This is a genomic window from Salegentibacter sp. BLCTC, assembly GCF_015143665.1.
In the GTDB taxonomy this organism is placed as follows: Bacteria; Bacteroidota; Bacteroidia; order Flavobacteriales; family Flavobacteriaceae; genus Salegentibacter; species Salegentibacter maritimus.
Window position 1 is genome coordinate 207,618 of sequence record NZ_WYEW01000001.1, and the last position, 16,351, is coordinate 223,968.

Here is a 16,351-nt window from a genome sequence, read left to right on the forward strand (position 1 = left end):
GTTATTTCAATAATATAATTATGAAAAATATTATAAGAGCTATTTTAGCCGGTTGGGGCGCCAAAAAGTTGGGCGGTGGTTGCGGGTGTTTTGGAATTATAGTAGCCTTCATAATACTTTGGATAATTCTCGGGTATTTGGGATTAGGGTAATTACTCGTATTTACTCATAATACTATTCCATTCCATAGTTTTTAAAACACTAATAAGTATCGGGTTTATCTCATCTACCAGCTCTGAATCTTTTGGAAAACTATAAGCATAATAATCTTTTTTTAGCGTTTTAGGTAAAATTTCTATTTCATCTTCCAGGCCGCTTCTTTTAATTTCATATCTCAAAATAGGCTCATCGTATACAAACAGTTTTGTTTCTTCATTTTCTAAACGCTTAATACCTTGTTTTTCATTGGCTACCTTAGAATGGTCTATATTATAAAGACTTAGCAACTCTTGTGCACTACTGCTTTCTACGCTGGTTATATTAAATTTTGAAAGGTCCTGTACCGAATTTATTTCATCGTTCATGGTTTGTACTGTTAAAGATGAAGCAATTCCTGCAGTTAAACTTGAAATTATTATTATAGCCATAAACATCCATATTAGCGCAATTACACGTCCGCCGGTGGTTCTGGGAGATTTATCGCCATAGCCAACGGTAGTCATTGTTACTGCACTCCACCAAAACCCCTGAAGTATTCCCTTTGTACCTGTTCCAAATTCTTCGGCGTTCTTCTTTCTCTCAAAAATCCATACCAAAAAGCCAAAAACAAAGATCACGGCAAGTAGAATTAGGATTGCAGATATAAAATTCCAACTAAATAAATTTGCCAGGTAATTGAATATTTGAGACTCACTTCTTTTAGCCACCCCTGTATGGGAAATAAAATAAGGCTGGGAGAAGTCCATTCGTTTCATACGGCTATCGGTAACCGTTACCGGGTTAATACTGAAATCTACTTCTTTGTTTTCTATGCCGTTCAAGAGTTCTGCCAGCGAACTATATTCTTTAAACTCATAATCCATCCCCATCTCTTCATTTATCAATTCCCAGGAATCTATACTTAAACCGGCATATTGTCCATTCTCTTGCATTACAAATGGCGGAGTTGGTATTATTCCAATAAGTATTTTTTTAGAAAGTTCTAGGCTATCTGCCGGTTGCTGGGCATTAAAACTTAAACTTGAAATTAAGAGACTAAATAGAAAGAAGTACTTTTTAATCATTTAAAATTATCTTTTTCTGTTTTTGTATTATTTGAAATTGAGTCGAGTAAAACCTCATAATAGATTTTTAATTTCTTCCGACCAAAATTCCTGGCTTTTTTTACATCTTCCCCCATATAAATATCTATTTTATTTTTCCAGCGATAATGCATTTTATCTTTCACAAGAAAGATACTGTCAAAACCTTCAATTTTAACCTTAGTGTTGTGATCCAAGCCTTTTTTAATTAAATCCCTGGAAACTGCAATGGCTTTTAAACCGGGCCTTAGGGTATCACCCCATGCGGTTATGTTGGCACCGCCCGCCCCTGTTTGCCAGCTCAAAGAATTATATGCTGAAGCGGTAACCTCTAATGTATCCCAAACTATAGTTGTTTCTTTCGAATTTTCACTATTCATTTTACAAGCTAAAAAGCTGAAGTAAAATATAAGCATGCATATAAATACTCCAACTTTCATAACTTATAATTTTTATAATTAAAATTCTAACTTAATTTCCAACCATCGCGGTAATCTCTACGTACAAACTGGTTTGCTTCATCAAAATTCGTTACCCTCATATTTTCTGAATCCCATAGCATTTTTATATCCCTTCCAGGATATTCAAAATAACTATCTCCGTTGGCACGTTTTTTCTCGTTTCTAACATCGTAGCCTCTAATAGCCAAATTAGCAATAAGCAAGGTTTCGGTTAAAGGCCCTGCAATTTCAAATGGAGAACTCAATTCCATTTTTCCATAACCGGCAATAGCTCCTTCTACCCATTGTGCGTAATGTCCTTCCTCTCCTCCAGGTACTCGTTTGTATGTTTCTGCCACGTTTACTTCATCGGTTTTTGAAGTAGGTAACAAGCGAGGGTTTCTACCATAAGTACCGCACATAAGCTTACCTTTATCCCCAATAAATAAAACGCCATTTCCACCGTCTCCAAAAGTTTCATTTGGTCCAAGCTCTTCCGGTCTTTTAGGTTTAATTCCGCCGTCCATCCAATGAATGGTCACGTCTTCAGTTGTTTTTTCCGTTTTTGGAAAAGTCATGATTGCATGGCTGGATGGTGGGCAACTTTCGGGGAAATAACCTCTTTTAAATTCATCTACATATACGCTTCCAACACTACACTGAACATCTTTTGGATGTCCAAGGCCCAAAACCCTATAGGGCACTTCAATTAAATGACAGCCCATATCGCCTAAAGCTCCGGTACCATAATCCCACCAACCGCGCCAGTTAAATGGCACCAAGCCTTCTCTATACTTCTTATAAGGTGCGGTGTTTAACCACAAATCCCAATCCAAATCTTTGGCAACTTTGGTATTTTTATCTTTTGGCCAGGGAATTCCCTGGGGCCAAACCGGGCGATCTGTCCAAACATAAACTGTCTTTACATTTCCAATAAGACCGGCATCTATCCATTCCTGAACTTTTCTAACACCGTCACCAGAAGCCCCCTGATTTCCCATTTGTGTTACCACTTTATATTTTTGAGCTGCTTCGGTTAATTGCCTGGCCTCATAAATATCATGGGTTAAAGGTTTTTGCACATATACCGGTTTTCCTAGTTCCATAGCAGCCATAGCCTGCACGGCATGGCCATGGTCTGGGGTAGAAATTGAAACCGCATCTATATGCTTTGCTTCTTTGTCTAACATTTCACGAAAATCGGTATAAAAATTTGCTTTGGGGAACCTTGCTATAGATTTTGCAGCCCTACTCTTATCTACATCACATAGAAAGCCAATTTCGGCCTTTCCAGATTTGTAAAAACTATAAATATCACTCTCTCCTTTTCCACCCACACCAATTCCTGCAACTACTAATTTATCACTAGGAGCTGTAAAGCCGGGACCACCCATTACGTGTCTGGGGATAATACTAATTCCAGCTGTAGCTAAGGCTGTAGTTTTTATAAAACTCCTTCTGGAATTGGGTTTTGGGGATTCTTTTTTCTTCATATTTAATGGAAATTTTTAATTATACCAGGTTCTACTTAATCTAAAATTTTATAAAAGTTAAGTTAATAAATGTATTTACTTATTATGAAAAATCCAATTTTAATATTAATACCTTGTCTCTGAAGACCTAAGAATTCAAAAATAGCAAAACCAAAATGTTAATATTTTTTTAAGATTTTGGGATTATAAGTCCTATAGTTTGGTAGCGGATCTAATAACTGTACCTTTGCCAACTTTAAAGGGCTGCATTCGCATGTCCATGATAATTTTGAAAAACAACATTATGAGTCAAGTAAAAGCAAATGATACGGTAAAGGTACATTACACAGGTAAACTAACTGACGGGCAGGTTTTTGACAGCTCTGTAGAAAGAGGTGAGCCTATAGAGTTTACTATGGGACAGGGACAGTTAATTCCCGGTTTTGAGAAAGGCCTTATCGATATGAAAGTGAACGAAAAGAAAACTATAAATATACCAAAAGAAGAAGCTTACGGAGAGCCAAGAGAAGAGCTTATACAAGAAGTTCAAAAAAGTCAGCTGCCCGAAGAAATTAAGCCTGAAGTAGGTATGGGACTTGTTTCTAAAAGCCCTGATGGTCAGGAAATGAATCTTGTGGTTAGAGACGTAAAAGAAGACACTATTGTGGTAGATGGAAATCACCCACTTGCAGGTAAAGACCTGGTATTTGATCTGGAAGTAGTAGAGATCAAATAAGTTTTTATAACCTATTTTTTTAAGCCCGAAGCCTCCAGGTTTCGGGCTTTTTGTTTTTAAACTTTTAAGTATACGGGTTAATGTTTTTATAATAGTTTGAGACTGGCAGGAATGATTTTTATCTTAGGTGTTAATCAAAAAATGTTATTATGAAAAGAAATGGAACCGCAATCTGGAAAGGAAATTTAAAAGAAGGACACGGTACAATTAGTACTGAAAGTGGTATTTTAGATAATACACAGTATTCCTTTAAAACCCGATTTGAAAACGGCAAAGGCACCAATCCTGAAGAGCTTATCGGCGCGGCACATTCCGGGTGCTTTACCATGCAGCTTTCGGCAAATTTAACAGAAGAAGGTTTTGAACCCGATACGCTAGAAACCAAAGCTGAGGTTACTTTTGAAGATGGCAACGTTACAAAATCACATCTTATTCTTAAAGCAAAGGTAAAAGATATTGAAAGAGAAAAATTTGCAAATATTGCAAATGACGCAAAAGAGAATTGCCCAATTTCTAAATTGCTGGATACCGAAATTACCTTAGAATTTGAGTTGACCCAGTAAACTACCTCTGGGTAAACCTACGAGGCATTCGTTAAAAACATTTTTTTAATTTCGAGGCAAGCCCTGGGATATTAAGCCTTTGGTGCTGCCAATAAATTTCAGAAAAAACCTTAAAATAAGGTAAATAGACTATAGGAGGTTGTCTAAAATGTGTACACTTCGTCATTCTGAATTTATTCCTGAATCTAAGCTAATGATTACCAAATCATATTAGAAGCTGAAACATGTTCAGCTTGACGGAATAAAGTTTTAGACAATCTCTTATTTATTTATAATTAATAAATGCTTCTTTTAAAGCAAAAAATATTTGCTTTTTAATAGCTGGGTTCATTTGGTTATTAATTATAAAGCTTTGGTTCACTTCCAATTCAATTCCCATATAATCTTCAGGAAACTTCTTTCGTAAAAAGGTGGTAAAACCATCGGCTTTTCCTAAATAAGGATAATTGAACCTGATTTTTAAATGAGGATTTTGTTCATTTAAGTATTGTTTGAAATTTTTACAGAAGTGCTTTTCCATCTTTCTTGATGAATCATAAAGCAAGCCAATACCCGTATTTCTTATTTCTTCATTTAAATATGGAGTAAAAGTGTGAACAGAAAGATGTAGCACCTTCTCCCTTTTTTCTATTAAACGTGAAATTTGTGTTTCTACTGAATTTCGATAAGGAAAATAATATGTATCTAAAACTTCTAACTTCTCCCGGCGAGGTAATTTTTTAGTGAATTCTGAAAATAATTGAGGATGTTTTATAGACCTATTTACTTCTACCAAAAGCCTCCCCGTTTCCTGAACCTGCCTAAAATAAGCCAGTTCTTCCAATGTTTTAAATAGTTCTAACGCACCGGGATCATATCCACGATGAGAGTTTAAAATCATTCCTGCCTTAAGAAATAACCCCAGATATTTTCTGGGAATGTTATTGTATGCATGCTCACAGGTTAATACTAGTTTCACGGCTTAAAAAAATTATTCTCCTCCAGGCAATCGGCTAATTTAAGATAAACCTTTTTAATATTTTCAGTAGAAAAATTTCCTTCCAAAGCCATTAAAATTCGGGTAGAAAGACTCCCATTGTTCAACAAAAATTGAATATTTTCCTGATGTTTACCCGAAAGTTTATTTCTTATTTTTGAAAATAGGATTTTCCATATTTCAAATACTCCAACTTCGCTATGCAGGCCAAATATTCCAAGAAAGTCTAGATTTTCTATTTTGGTATTTTCGGCATCTTTAATAACCGAATCGAAAATTTTAAAAAGCTCGTCTTCATGCCATTTCTTTTGGTCTTCTAATGAGATTAAATCGCCATTTACCAATAGCTTTAAAGATTCAATAATCAAAATGGCTATGGCCATATCGGCTTTAGGACATTCCTGAATATCTATAACTCTAATCTCTATCGCATTCCTATCAAAGCGGGCAATAGAACCACGAGAATTCAAAAAATGATGATCTAAAATATTTTCAGTATCATAAGGTTTAATCGCCTTATTAATTGGTTCAAATATAATTTTAGAATAGGCTTCTTTAGAAAAAACCTGCTCGGGAATAACTTTTCCCGTCATTAGAGGAATCTCTTTTTGGTTGGTTTTATATACCTGCATGCGGGCATCTTTAAAACCCGTATCATGCCCTTCAAAAATGGGCGAGCTGGCACTCAAAGCCGGAATAATAGGTAAAAGCAAACGAACGGCCGCATGGAGTTTTTCAAATTCAGTATCGTTAAAAAAAGGAAGGTTAATATGCATACTTTGCACATTACTCCAGCCGTGGCCACTACAATCAAAAATTCGATTATAGAGCGCATAAATTTGATTATAATGGTGTTTCCAGAGCTGGGTTTCTGCTTTTGGGTTCATTAAAGGATGTGCAGCCGTTGGTAACAAACGGGTATTATTTTCTTTTAATAGTAGGTTAACTTCCTTTATGTTTTCAGCAAAAAGAAGGTCTAAATTTTCTAAATCTGTTGTGGGACCGTTGGTTTTTAACTCCACTACGTGGGCTACCAACTCGTTGCTCCATTCAATTTTTCCATTTGCTATATCGGAAGTGATTTCCCCTTTTTTTTGAATAAAAAGTTGATCTACAATTGGGTTCACTTTAAAATTAGAAGCATTAATAAGCATGTATTCCAGCTCAATTCCAAAAACTTCAAAAAGATGATACCTCATATTTATTTCTTTAAAAGCCGGTTTTTTAAAGCCGATAAAATCTCTATATAAATTTGTTCACCATAATAAATATCTTCTACTCCAAAATCTATGTTAGGATTATCATTAATTTCAATAACCAGCGGTTTGCCGCCTACCTCCTTAATATCTATGCCATAAAGCCCTTTTCCCATTAATTTGGCCGACCTTAAAGCAACATTTATAATTTTTTTTGGAACTTTTTCAATAGGCAGGCAATCTGCATTTCCATCCATATCATTTTTTTGCTTTGCTTCCCAATTATAAATTTGCCAATGTCCTTTCGCCATATAATAACGACAGGCATAAAAAGCTTTATTATCTAAAATGCCTATTCGCCAATCGTATTCTGAAGGAATAAATTCCTGGGCAATAATCAACTCTGACTTCTTTAGCATCGCTGTTACCAATTCCTGAAACTCTACAACAGTATTTGCTTTTTTAACCCCAAATGAAAAGGTAGAATCGGGTGATTTCAATACTACCGGAAGCCCCGTTACTTCCAAAACCTTATCTATATTTTCTTTATGAATTATAATAGTTTTTGGCGTTGGTATATTCGCATTATTTAAAGCTTCAGCCATATACACCTTGTTACAGCATTTAAGGATAGCATTTGGATAGTCTATGATCGCAATGCCTTCTTGCTGGGCTTTTCTGGCAAATGCGTATGCCTCATTATTTACTTCGGTACTTTGCCGAATAAACAAGGCATCAAAAGCCGATAATCTTGAAAGGTCTGTTGGAGAAATAATTTCTACATAAAAATTGAGTTTCTCGGCTACTTCTATAAATTTTTTAATGGCTTTAGCATTACTTGGTGGTGCAATATCGTCCTTTTGTACCAGGATAGCCAGGTCAAACTCCGATGTGGTTTTCTTAGGTGTATCGTACCTTTTCTTTGCAAAATACTGAGCTGCAAATTGATGCATACTTTCTATATGTTCCGGCGGAATTTCAGCTTCAGAAATAGCTTTAATACTTTTAATATTCCATTTGGTGGTAAAATTAAATCTCACCCTTAAAAAAGGAATTTGAAAATGTTTATGAAACATCGCGCTTAAATCTTTATATTTTCGTGCGAGGTTTTGTCCAAAATATATACTTAGGGTAAACTCCTGCGATTTGATACCTTTTAAGCTAATTTGAATTAAATCATCAAATTCTTCGGAAACAATTTTTACCAGCTTCGGTGCCCGCAGGTCTACAATATTTTTTACGGTTGGAGTCGCCAAATGGCCTCTGGCCTCAGCCAAAAGTGATACATAATAGCCCTTAGATTGGTAGGAATAGTCCTTACATAAATTAAAAATCCTTGCGTTTTTAAGTTTAGCAAAATCTGGATGGGTAAGGTAAGTCTGAGCTGAAATAATAGCTATATTATCTAGCGTTAATTTCCAATCTTCAGGTTTATTAACAATAATATATTTATTCATTAATTAGATGATAATACCACCAAATGTACACGAAAAACAAATATCTTTTACATTATTCTTTACTCATATAAGTATTCTTTAAGCTATTTTTTTTTCTAAACCTGGTACCTGGATTTAATACCTTAATTTTTATTAGTAATTTCAAGGCCTCACAAAACTGAAAAATCATTTATGAAACTAAATCTTTTTAGCCTTGCACTAGTATTTTCGGCTAACCTTGCAGTTGCTCAACAAGATAATGAAGAAGCATTATTAAAAAAAGCAAAAGAAATTCACGAAAACGTAATAACCATAGATACGCATGCCGATATCAATATTAATAACTTTACCGAGGAAAAAAATTACACCATGAATTTAGGAAGCCAGGTAACACTTCCTAAAATGGACGCCGGTGGTCTAGACGTGGCATGGTTTATAGTGTATACCGGCCAGGATGAGCTCTCAGAACAAGGTTTTAAAAGTGCCCATGAAAACGCTATGGGCAAGTTCGACGCTATTCATAAATTGGTCAACGATTTTGCACCAGAACAAATAGGCCTAGCAACTAACGCACAAGAAGTACGTGATTTGGTTGCTGAAGGCAAGAAAGTAGCTATGATTGGTGTTGAAAATGGCTACCCCATAGGTAATAATATTGAAAATGTAGAAAAGTTTTACGATTTAGGTGCCAGGTATATGTCGCTTTCGCACCAGGGCCACAGCCAGCTAAGCGATTCTAATACCGGAGAGGCGAACGATGAATGGCTGCATAACGGACTTAGTAAATTAGGGGAAGAAGTAATTGCAGAAATGAATCGCCTGGGAATGATGGTAGATGTATCTCACCCTTCAAAGGAAGCAATTAAGCAAATGTTTAAACTTTCTAAAGCACCGCTTATCGCCTCCCACTCCTCTGCCCGTAAATTATGTAACCACAGTCGTAATTTAGACGACGAGCTTTTATTGTTATTTAAAGAACACGGTGGCGTGGTACAAACTGTTGCCTTTAAAAATTATGTGGATATTGAGAAAAATAAAGCTTTTAATGCGGCACGTGCTAAAACTTTTGAAGAGGAAGCAAAAAAAGAAAATTTTAAAGTTTTAGACAGCGAGGCTATAAGTAATTTAAGTTCTACCGAAAAAGATGCTTATTACGCAAAAGAAGAAAAAGTAAAGCTGGCTGCTGCTGAGGCAATGGAGTTATTAAAACCCGAAATAGCACCTGTAGGAGTCTCAGATTTTGTTGATCATATAGATTATATGGTAGATTTAATAGGCATTGAGCACGTAGGAATAAGCTCAGATTTTGATGGTGGTGGTGGTATTGACGGCTGGGAAGATGCTTCAGAAACCTTAAATATTACCATGGAATTGGTAAAACGTGGATATACCGAAGAAGAAATAGCCAAACTTTGGGGAGAAAACTTACTTAGGGTTATGAATGAAGTTGATGCCGTTGCGGCAGAACTTCAAAAAGGATAAATTCTTCCTTTTCTAAAACTAAAAAATCCTGCCCGGTTAAATATCCAGGCAGGATTTTAATTTTTATCTAAAATCTAGATTATGCGTGTTGCAGCTCGTGTTTTCCTTCTTTAATCTCTTCAATCATCTTCGCATTAAATGCCGGAAGATCGTCTGGATTTCTTGAGGTTACAAAAGCTTCATCTACAACTACTTCTTTATCTACCCAAAGGGCTCCTGCGTTTTCCAGGTCTTTCTTAATTGAATTGAAAGAAGTCATTGTACGGCCTTCCACAACCTCTGCATTAATTAAGGTCCATGCTGCGTGGCAAATAGCGCCTACTGGCTTACTTTGCTTAAAAAAGTCTCTAACGAAAACAAGGGCATCTTCGTTTCTTCTTAATTGATCTGGGTTTATCACTCCACCTGGAAGCACCAAGGCATTGTATTCTTTAGCACTCGCTTCTTTTACAGTGCGGTCTACTTCTATTTCACCAGACCAGTTTGTGCCTTCCCAGCCTTTAATCTTACCTTTTTCAAGGCTAATAACATCTACTTTAAAACCTTCGTTTTCCAAAGCCTCTTTTGGAGAAAATAATTCACTTTTTTCAAATCCGTTAGTGGCTAAAATTGCAATTCTTTTTTCCATAATTCTATCTTTTTTTGGTTTAGCACGAAGGTAAAATAAGCTTAAAAGACAGTATATTAAGGTGATTATAAAAAGAGGGCGCTCTAAAGTTAAACTTTATTAATTCTCTTAAAATTTGTAAAATGAACTATGTTTTGCGTTTAGAATTCTCATTCTTTTTAGATTGTTCCTTCCAATCAAGTTTGTTTTTAAGAGTGGCTATAATATCTTTTTCTTCTTCTAAATGGGTACGTTTATCACTTAATTTTTCCAATTCCTGATAAATTGCCGGCTCCCCAAATTTATTGGGTACTACCCTTTCTTTTTTCAGGATAGCATATTGTACGGTAAATTCTGCTCCAAAAAATAAAATAAGGCAGGTATAGTAAACCCATAATAAAATAAGAACTACCGAAGAAGCTCCACCATAGACCGAAGCCGGTTCACTTTGCCCAAAATAAAAACTTATAAGTGCTTCGGCCAATAAAAATAAGATAGTAGTCACAGCCGCACCTAAATAAGTAATTTTCCATCGTAATTTTATATCAGGAAGTAATTTAAAGATAGCTGCGAATAAAGTAGTAATGACCAGGAATGAGATGCTAAAATTAGCCAACTCAACCATAAACTCGGTTATGTTTGGCGCGTATCTTTCAATTTCGTCTTTGAGAACCCTAATTAAAGCTGAAATCACAAGAGATAGCAAGAGTAAAAGCCCGATAACCATTACCATTCCAAAAGAAATCAACCGATCTAACAAGATCCCCAGAAAATCTGTTTTTTTGGCTGCTACGTTCCAAATATTATTCATGGCTATTTTAAGCTGAAAAAATACTCCGGTAGCACCAAAGAGCAGCATTCCCACGCCAAAAATAATGGCCCAGGTAGAATCACTGGAAAGTGCAGCGTTAGCAATCATATTTTCTATAGCCTCTGCCGGCTCTTTTCCTATAAAATTGCTGATTTCTGAAGTTAGCCTTCCCTGAACAGCCTCCTGCCCAAAGAAATAACCTGCTGTGGTCACTACAATAATTAATAAAGAAGGTAATGAAAACAAAGCATAATAAGCTATAGTAGCACTGCGCGCGTAGGGTTCGTTACGCATCCAGCTTATATAAGCCTGTTTAAAAAGCGACCATGAGGTTTTAAAAAACTTCATATAATTTGATAATTATCCTTAAAAAGCTCAATATGATGTTTGGTATGGCCTGCCACAATAAAGCCTAAGGCACGGCAGCTAGTAGCACTTCCGCCTACAAAACCCTTACTTGTAAGCATTTCTTCCGAAAAGCTTTCATAAAGGCCAATCCCCGCATCTCTTACCGCAATAAATTCATTTTTAAAAGATTGTATATCCCTGTTTTTTACTGAGCTTGCTGTTACATAAGCATTATGATCAAAACCGGGTAACTCTACACCGGGATCTCTTGCCAGTGTAAGCGATCTATATTGAAAAATTCTTTCAACATCTATTAAATGCTGAATTACTTCGGCCACGCTCCATTTTCCTTTTGCATAACTATAAGTTAAGTCTTCAGGCTTCAATTTTTCTAAAAAGCTAAGAAACTCTTGCTTGTTTTCCAAAAGTAAAATCCCCAGCGCTACATGACCGGGGATTTTCTTTAAATACCTATTATAGTACGCATCGTACTCATTGGAATTTAAATTATTTGCTATCATATTAAGCAGAATTTCTACTGGCATTTATGTTTCCGTAAAGGGAACGTGTTACCATTTTTTCATAAACTTCCAGCATTTCTTCTGCACTTTTCCCTTGTTCCTGTAATTCCTGAACTTTTCTAAGTGCATGTTGTTGTATAGTTAACAATGGTAGTACAATACGCTCTCTTGCTTCAATAGAAGCTTTTCCGGCCGGTTGGTTCTCCATAAGTTCCTCATAACCGGTTATTTTCAACAACATTGCGTGAGTACGTTTATATTCGGTATAAATAATCTTCCAAAAATCTCCAAACTCTTTATCTTTCTCCATATAGGCCGTTAGCGCAAAGAAAGATTTAGTAAGACTCATCATAGAGTTTTCCAGTAAAGTTTTAAAGAAAACCGAATTTTCATAAAGTGCTTTCACTTTATCAAATTCTCCTGCTTTTTCATACTGCTCTAAAGCAGTTCCCACTCCAAAGAACCCAGGGACATTTTGTTTTAACTGGCTCCAGCTTCCCACAAATGGTATAGCCCTAAGATCGTCTAAATTAAGCTTTGCCGATTTATTCCTTTTGGATGGACGGCTACCAATATTGGTTTTAGCATAATATTTTAGCGTACTCATCTTCTCCAGGTAAGGAATAAACTTTTCGTGCTGTTTAAAATCGGTATATGTTTTATAACTTATTTCAGCCAGATTTGTCATGGTTTCCCGGTCTTCATCGGTCAACTGGTTTTTATCTTCACTAAAAATTTCATTAGAAACACCAGAACTTAGCAATTGTTCCAAATTATACCTACAGGATTCCCTGGTTCCAAAGTTAGAGCTAATGGTTTGCCCCTGTACGGTTAATTGAATTTCTTCATTTTCAATTCCAGAACCTAAAGAAGCGTAAAATTGGTGAGTTTTTCCACCACCACGTGCCGGTGGTCCACCTCTACCGTCAAAGAACACTACTTTAATATCATATTTTCTGGAAACTTCTGTAAGCATTTCTTTAGCTTTATAAATACTCCAGTTTGCCATTAAATATCCGCCATCTTTAGTACCATCACTAAAGCCAAGCATAATGGTTTGTTTGTTCCCCCTTCTTTCCAAATGCTGTCTGTAAACAGGGTTTTGGTAAAGGGTTTCCATCACGTTTGGAGAAGCTTTTAAATCGGGTACAGTCTCGAACAACGGAATAATATCTACTGTTGGTTTATCCCATCCGCAAAGCCTTAAAAACGCAAATGGTTCTAAAATACTTTGTGGTACTTCACTATGGCTAATTATATACCTATTGGCTCCGTTTTCTCCATTTTTCTGCTGAATCTCCTGCATCGCGTAAATAGATGAAAGTGTAGATTTGGTAATTCCATCATCATACTTTTCAGGATCAATATTTCCTTCAACCTTAGTCAGTATATCAATTTGCTCTTCGTTAGAAAGGGAAGCATAATTTTCAGGGAAGATTTCGGGATGGGTCTTAATCACTTCTTCCAAAACTTCGGCGTGCTTGCCCGAATCCTGGCGAATGTCTAGGGTGGCAAAATGATAACCAAAAATATTTACTTTATTGATAAGGTCGTTAATTTCTTCAACAAATAAGCCCTGGTGCCTGGTTTCTACAATATCCTTTATTTTATACAATCTGGCTTTAAAATCTTCCAGTGACATTTTGATCTTGCCAGATCGAGAAATTGCACTTTGGTAAAGCGCAGTCTCCATTTCGGCAATAATTACATCAACTTCATTAAAAGTTACTCTTCTTTTAAGCTTTCTTAAATCACGGTAATAATTTAATAAAATAGTGCTTCGTAATCTTTGGGCTACTTTTAAGGTTATTTCAGTAGTCACAAAAGGGTTTCCATCGCGGTCTCCCCCCGGCCAGAAGCCCAAATTAATCACTTGATTACCCAGGTCTTCTCCTTCAAAAATATTTTGCTGGATATAATTATAGATCTTACTTACACTTTGGTAGAATACATTTTCAAAATACCAAATAAGGCTAACAGCTTCATCATAAGGAGTTGGTTTTTCTTTTTTAAAGAAAGGAGTCTTTCCTAACTGTGCCAACAATTTCTTGATAAGGCTAAGATCATTTTTTTGAATTGCTTTATCTAAATCGGTAATAATACCTAATACAGCTCCCGGATAAAACTGCGTAGGGTGTGCAGTTAGGGTTGGTCTCACATTAAAACGTTTAAGGTATTCTCGTAACTCTGGTGTTTTACCTTTGTCTTCGGCTTCCTCTTTTACATTTCTAAGGGTTCCGCGACCATCCATATTATTTACTATAGGAAAAGAAGCATCTTCAATAGCATCAAAAAGCACTACCTGTCTTTCTATATACTGAATAAATCTAAACAGAAGGCTTATTTGATCTTTTTCGGAAGGATTGTCCTGGTATTTACTGAAAAAACTTTCAATAATCTCTGAAGGATTTTTGTTCTCCTTAAAGCCTGCTTCACATAATTCCTGAAAAAGAGGCAGCAGGGATCCTGTTTTACTAATATCGTCAAAGGGCAGCGTTAAAAATATACTGTTATAAACCTGATATTTTGAAAGTACGCTCTCATTGAAACGCTCTAGTCTTGGTTCTCTGTGCATAATAAATTTTAGTTGATTAAGGTTATTTCTAATAATGTTAAAAAAAAACCCTTTAAACAAGTAGCCTAAAGGGTTTTATATTAAGTTTAGGGCTACTTACATATCCTGAAAAATAGAATGCATTAAACGTTTTTTATCGTTTAAGCTTTCCTCTAAAGAAATCATTGTTTCTGTTCTGTAAACACCTTCAATATCATCTAATTGGAAAATAACTTCCTTAGCATGTTGGGTGTTACGAGCTCTAATTTTACAGAATACGTTAAATTTGCCTGTAGTGACGTGGGCTACGGTAACAAAAGGAATTTCATTAATACGTTCTAGCACAAACTTAGTTTGTGAAGTATTCTTTAGGAATACGCCAACGTAGGCTATAAAGGCATAACCCAGTTTTTTATAATCAAGGGTAAGAGAAGAACCCTTTATAATTCCTGCTTCTTCCATTTTTTTCACCCTTACGTGTACGGTTCCGGCCGATATTAAAAGCTTCTTAGCAATATCGGTAAATGGGGTCCTTGTGTTCTCAATTAACATATCGAGAATCTGATGATCTGTTTCGTCTAATTTAAACTTGGCCATTTTTTAAACTTCTTTGTTTATATGAAATTCAAAATTAATACAAAATCCTTGAATTATTACTAAAGTTTTTGAGAATTATCCACATTTAAGAGCCAATTCTACCCCATTTAAGACTATTTTATTAACTATAACGTTTTCGGTGAGTTTAGATTTATTGTTAATCGCAACTTTTTTCTTTTCACAATGAACTTCTTTGTGCGCAAATTTTTCTATTTTATAAGCAATTTTTTCAATTTCAGGCACAAAAATCAACTTCCCGTCCGTTAATTGCTCTTTGTACTGAATCGCAATGTCCACTATCCCATTTTCTGTATTGGCTTCTCTTAAAATAATATCGTTGAATAGTTTTTCATTCTCCGGTATTTCCTGGTATTTACGATAGTCTATATTTTCAAAACTAGCATCGCTTATTGATTTTAAAACCGAAATCAATGCCAAAAACACATATTTCCGGGTTTCTTCCCGCTCATAATCATTCGGAAAGTGACCCGCCTCAAAAAGTATAGTGGGTGTTTGAGTACTCTGAAAAGTATCTCCCGTACAATTTATATTAAAAGCATCATCATACCTCCCTATTCTACCGGGCAGTAACTCAGAAAGATCTTCCGCTATTTTGGCAATTAGCTGCATACTTTTAACTCGAGATGGATAAATTTGCCTGTCTTTATCCATTGAAGGCGTTAAAAATGATAAAACAGCAGGATTGGGTTTATTTCCAGCACTAAATATAGTTCGCTGATCGTGTAGATTAAGACAAAAATCTGGTTTGAAATTTTTAAAAACCTGTTTAAGTACTTTACTTTCCGGCTCACTCAAATTTTGAGCGTCCCTATTAAGATCTATTTTATTTGCATTAACGCGGGTATAAGCTTCAGCACCATCAGGATTTAACATAGGGAGAATACATAGACTACAATTATGTAAAATTTCCCGCACAAAACCTTTGTCTTTATACATACCTATATATTTAAGGAGGTCAAAAACAGCCTTAGTGGTTGTAGCTTCATTTCCGTGCATTTGTGACCAGGCCATAACTTTTATGGGTCCGCTACCAAATTGAATACTATAAATAGGCTTACCCAAAACCGATGCCCCAATTTCCTTTAAAGTAAATTCTTCCCCTAAATCATGCAGTAAAATTTCTATATCAGATAAACATATATGCCTACCAAAAAGCTCCTTGTTTTTAAATGAATTATAATCATTAAAGAGGTCTATAATAAATCTTGATTTTTCCATGTTTACAAAAGTAAACAAACCAAATTTCACAATTGTAAACAGTTAAAATTACTTTTGTGAGTTACAAGTGTAAACACTAGTTCAGGCTCGCAAACCATGGTCATGGAATAAATCCAAGACAGATACGATTAA

15 protein-coding genes are annotated in these 16,351 nt (G+C 35.5%); 3 read left to right on the forward strand and 12 right to left on the reverse strand.

Going from position 1 to position 16,351, the window contains the following annotated elements; genetic code table 11:
- Positions 1 to 152: 152 nt before the first annotated feature.
- The 3 genes from GUB10_RS00925 to GUB10_RS00935 all read right to left on the reverse strand — a co-directional run bounded on the left by GUB10_RS00925 (position 153) and on the right by GUB10_RS00935 (position 3,174).
- Positions 153 to 1,223 (reverse strand): transporter substrate-binding domain-containing protein, encoded by a 1,071-nt coding sequence (locus GUB10_RS00925; RefSeq protein ID WP_193709568.1) that lies wholly within the window; start codon positions 1,221 to 1,223, stop codon positions 153 to 155.
- A complete protein-coding gene (locus GUB10_RS00930) occupies positions 1,220 to 1,621 on the reverse strand; it encodes a 3D domain-containing protein (RefSeq protein WP_193709569.1) in 402 nt (133 codons plus the stop codon). Before GUB10_RS00930 ends, GUB10_RS00925 begins: the two co-directional genes overlap by 4 nt.
- Before the next feature lie 86 nt (positions 1,622 to 1,707).
- A complete protein-coding gene (locus GUB10_RS00935) occupies positions 1,708 to 3,174 on the reverse strand; it encodes a Gfo/Idh/MocA family protein (protein WP_193709570.1) in 1,467 nt (488 codons plus the stop codon).
- A gap of 283 nt (positions 3,175 to 3,457) precedes the next feature.
- Between GUB10_RS00935 and GUB10_RS00940 the strand changes: the two genes are divergently transcribed.
- Both GUB10_RS00940 and GUB10_RS00945 read left to right on the forward strand, forming a co-directional pair.
- The gene (locus GUB10_RS00940) at positions 3,458 to 3,889 is read left to right on the forward strand and encodes a peptidylprolyl isomerase (RefSeq protein ID WP_193709571.1); all 432 of its coding nucleotides are present in this window, start codon (positions 3,458 to 3,460) and stop codon (positions 3,887 to 3,889) included.
- Positions 3,890 to 4,038: 149 nt separating this feature from the next.
- Positions 4,039 to 4,452: an OsmC family protein gene (locus GUB10_RS00945; protein WP_193709572.1), complete on the forward strand. Its 414-nt coding sequence runs from the start codon at positions 4,039 to 4,041 to the stop codon at positions 4,450 to 4,452.
- 265 nt (positions 4,453 to 4,717) lie between these two features.
- Here the strand turns inward: GUB10_RS00945 and GUB10_RS00950 are convergent, their stop codons facing one another.
- From GUB10_RS00950 to GUB10_RS00960, 3 genes are read right to left on the reverse strand one after another with little or no spacing between them, the layout of a single operon-like run.
- Positions 4,718 to 5,410 (reverse strand): N-formylglutamate amidohydrolase, encoded by a 693-nt coding sequence (locus GUB10_RS00950; protein ID WP_193709573.1) that lies wholly within the window; start codon positions 5,408 to 5,410, stop codon positions 4,718 to 4,720.
- Positions 5,407 to 6,627, reverse strand: a complete 1,221-nt coding sequence (locus tag GUB10_RS00955) for a glutamate-cysteine ligase family protein (protein WP_193709574.1) — start codon at positions 6,625 to 6,627, stop codon at positions 5,407 to 5,409. The genes GUB10_RS00950 and GUB10_RS00955 overlap by 4 nt, the downstream gene beginning before the upstream one ends.
- A gap of 2 nt (positions 6,628 to 6,629) precedes the next feature.
- Positions 6,630 to 8,081, reverse strand: a complete 1,452-nt coding sequence (locus tag GUB10_RS00960; RefSeq protein ID WP_193709575.1) for a RimK family protein — start codon at positions 8,079 to 8,081, stop codon at positions 6,630 to 6,632.
- A 171-nt stretch (positions 8,082 to 8,252) separates the two neighbouring features.
- On the opposite strand from GUB10_RS00960, the gene GUB10_RS00965 reads away from it, so the two are divergent.
- On the forward strand, positions 8,253 to 9,542 hold the full coding sequence (locus GUB10_RS00965) for a dipeptidase (protein ID WP_193709576.1): 1,290 nt from the start codon (positions 8,253 to 8,255) through the stop codon (positions 9,540 to 9,542).
- A 79-nt stretch (positions 9,543 to 9,621) separates the two neighbouring features.
- Here GUB10_RS00965 and GUB10_RS00970 read toward each other — a convergent pair whose 3' ends face one another.
- From GUB10_RS00970 to GUB10_RS00995, 6 genes are all read right to left on the reverse strand, one after another.
- Positions 9,622 to 10,170, reverse strand: a complete 549-nt coding sequence (locus GUB10_RS00970; RefSeq protein ID WP_193709577.1) for a type 1 glutamine amidotransferase domain-containing protein — start codon at positions 10,168 to 10,170, stop codon at positions 9,622 to 9,624.
- A 127-nt stretch (positions 10,171 to 10,297) separates the two neighbouring features.
- Entirely contained in the window at positions 10,298 to 11,308 is a 1,011-nt protein-coding gene (locus GUB10_RS00975; protein ID WP_193709578.1) for a YihY/virulence factor BrkB family protein, read from the reverse strand.
- Positions 11,305 to 11,853, reverse strand: coding sequence for a DinB family protein (locus GUB10_RS00980; protein WP_227740265.1), 549 nt, complete (start codon positions 11,851 to 11,853; stop codon positions 11,305 to 11,307). Before GUB10_RS00980 ends, GUB10_RS00975 begins: the two co-directional genes overlap by 4 nt.
- Entirely contained in the window at positions 11,831 to 14,404 is a 2,574-nt protein-coding gene (locus GUB10_RS00985) for a phosphoenolpyruvate carboxylase (protein ID WP_193709579.1), read from the reverse strand. Before GUB10_RS00985 ends, GUB10_RS00980 begins: the two co-directional genes overlap by 23 nt.
- Positions 14,405 to 14,500: 96 nt before the next feature.
- Entirely contained in the window at positions 14,501 to 14,980 is a 480-nt protein-coding gene (locus tag GUB10_RS00990; RefSeq protein WP_037314044.1) for an Lrp/AsnC family transcriptional regulator, read from the reverse strand.
- A 75-nt stretch (positions 14,981 to 15,055) separates the two neighbouring features.
- Complete coding sequence (locus GUB10_RS00995; protein ID WP_193709580.1) at positions 15,056 to 16,219, reverse strand: M14 metallopeptidase family protein; 1,164 nt, start codon at positions 16,217 to 16,219, stop codon at positions 15,056 to 15,058.
- Positions 16,220 to 16,351: the final 132 nt, after the last annotated feature.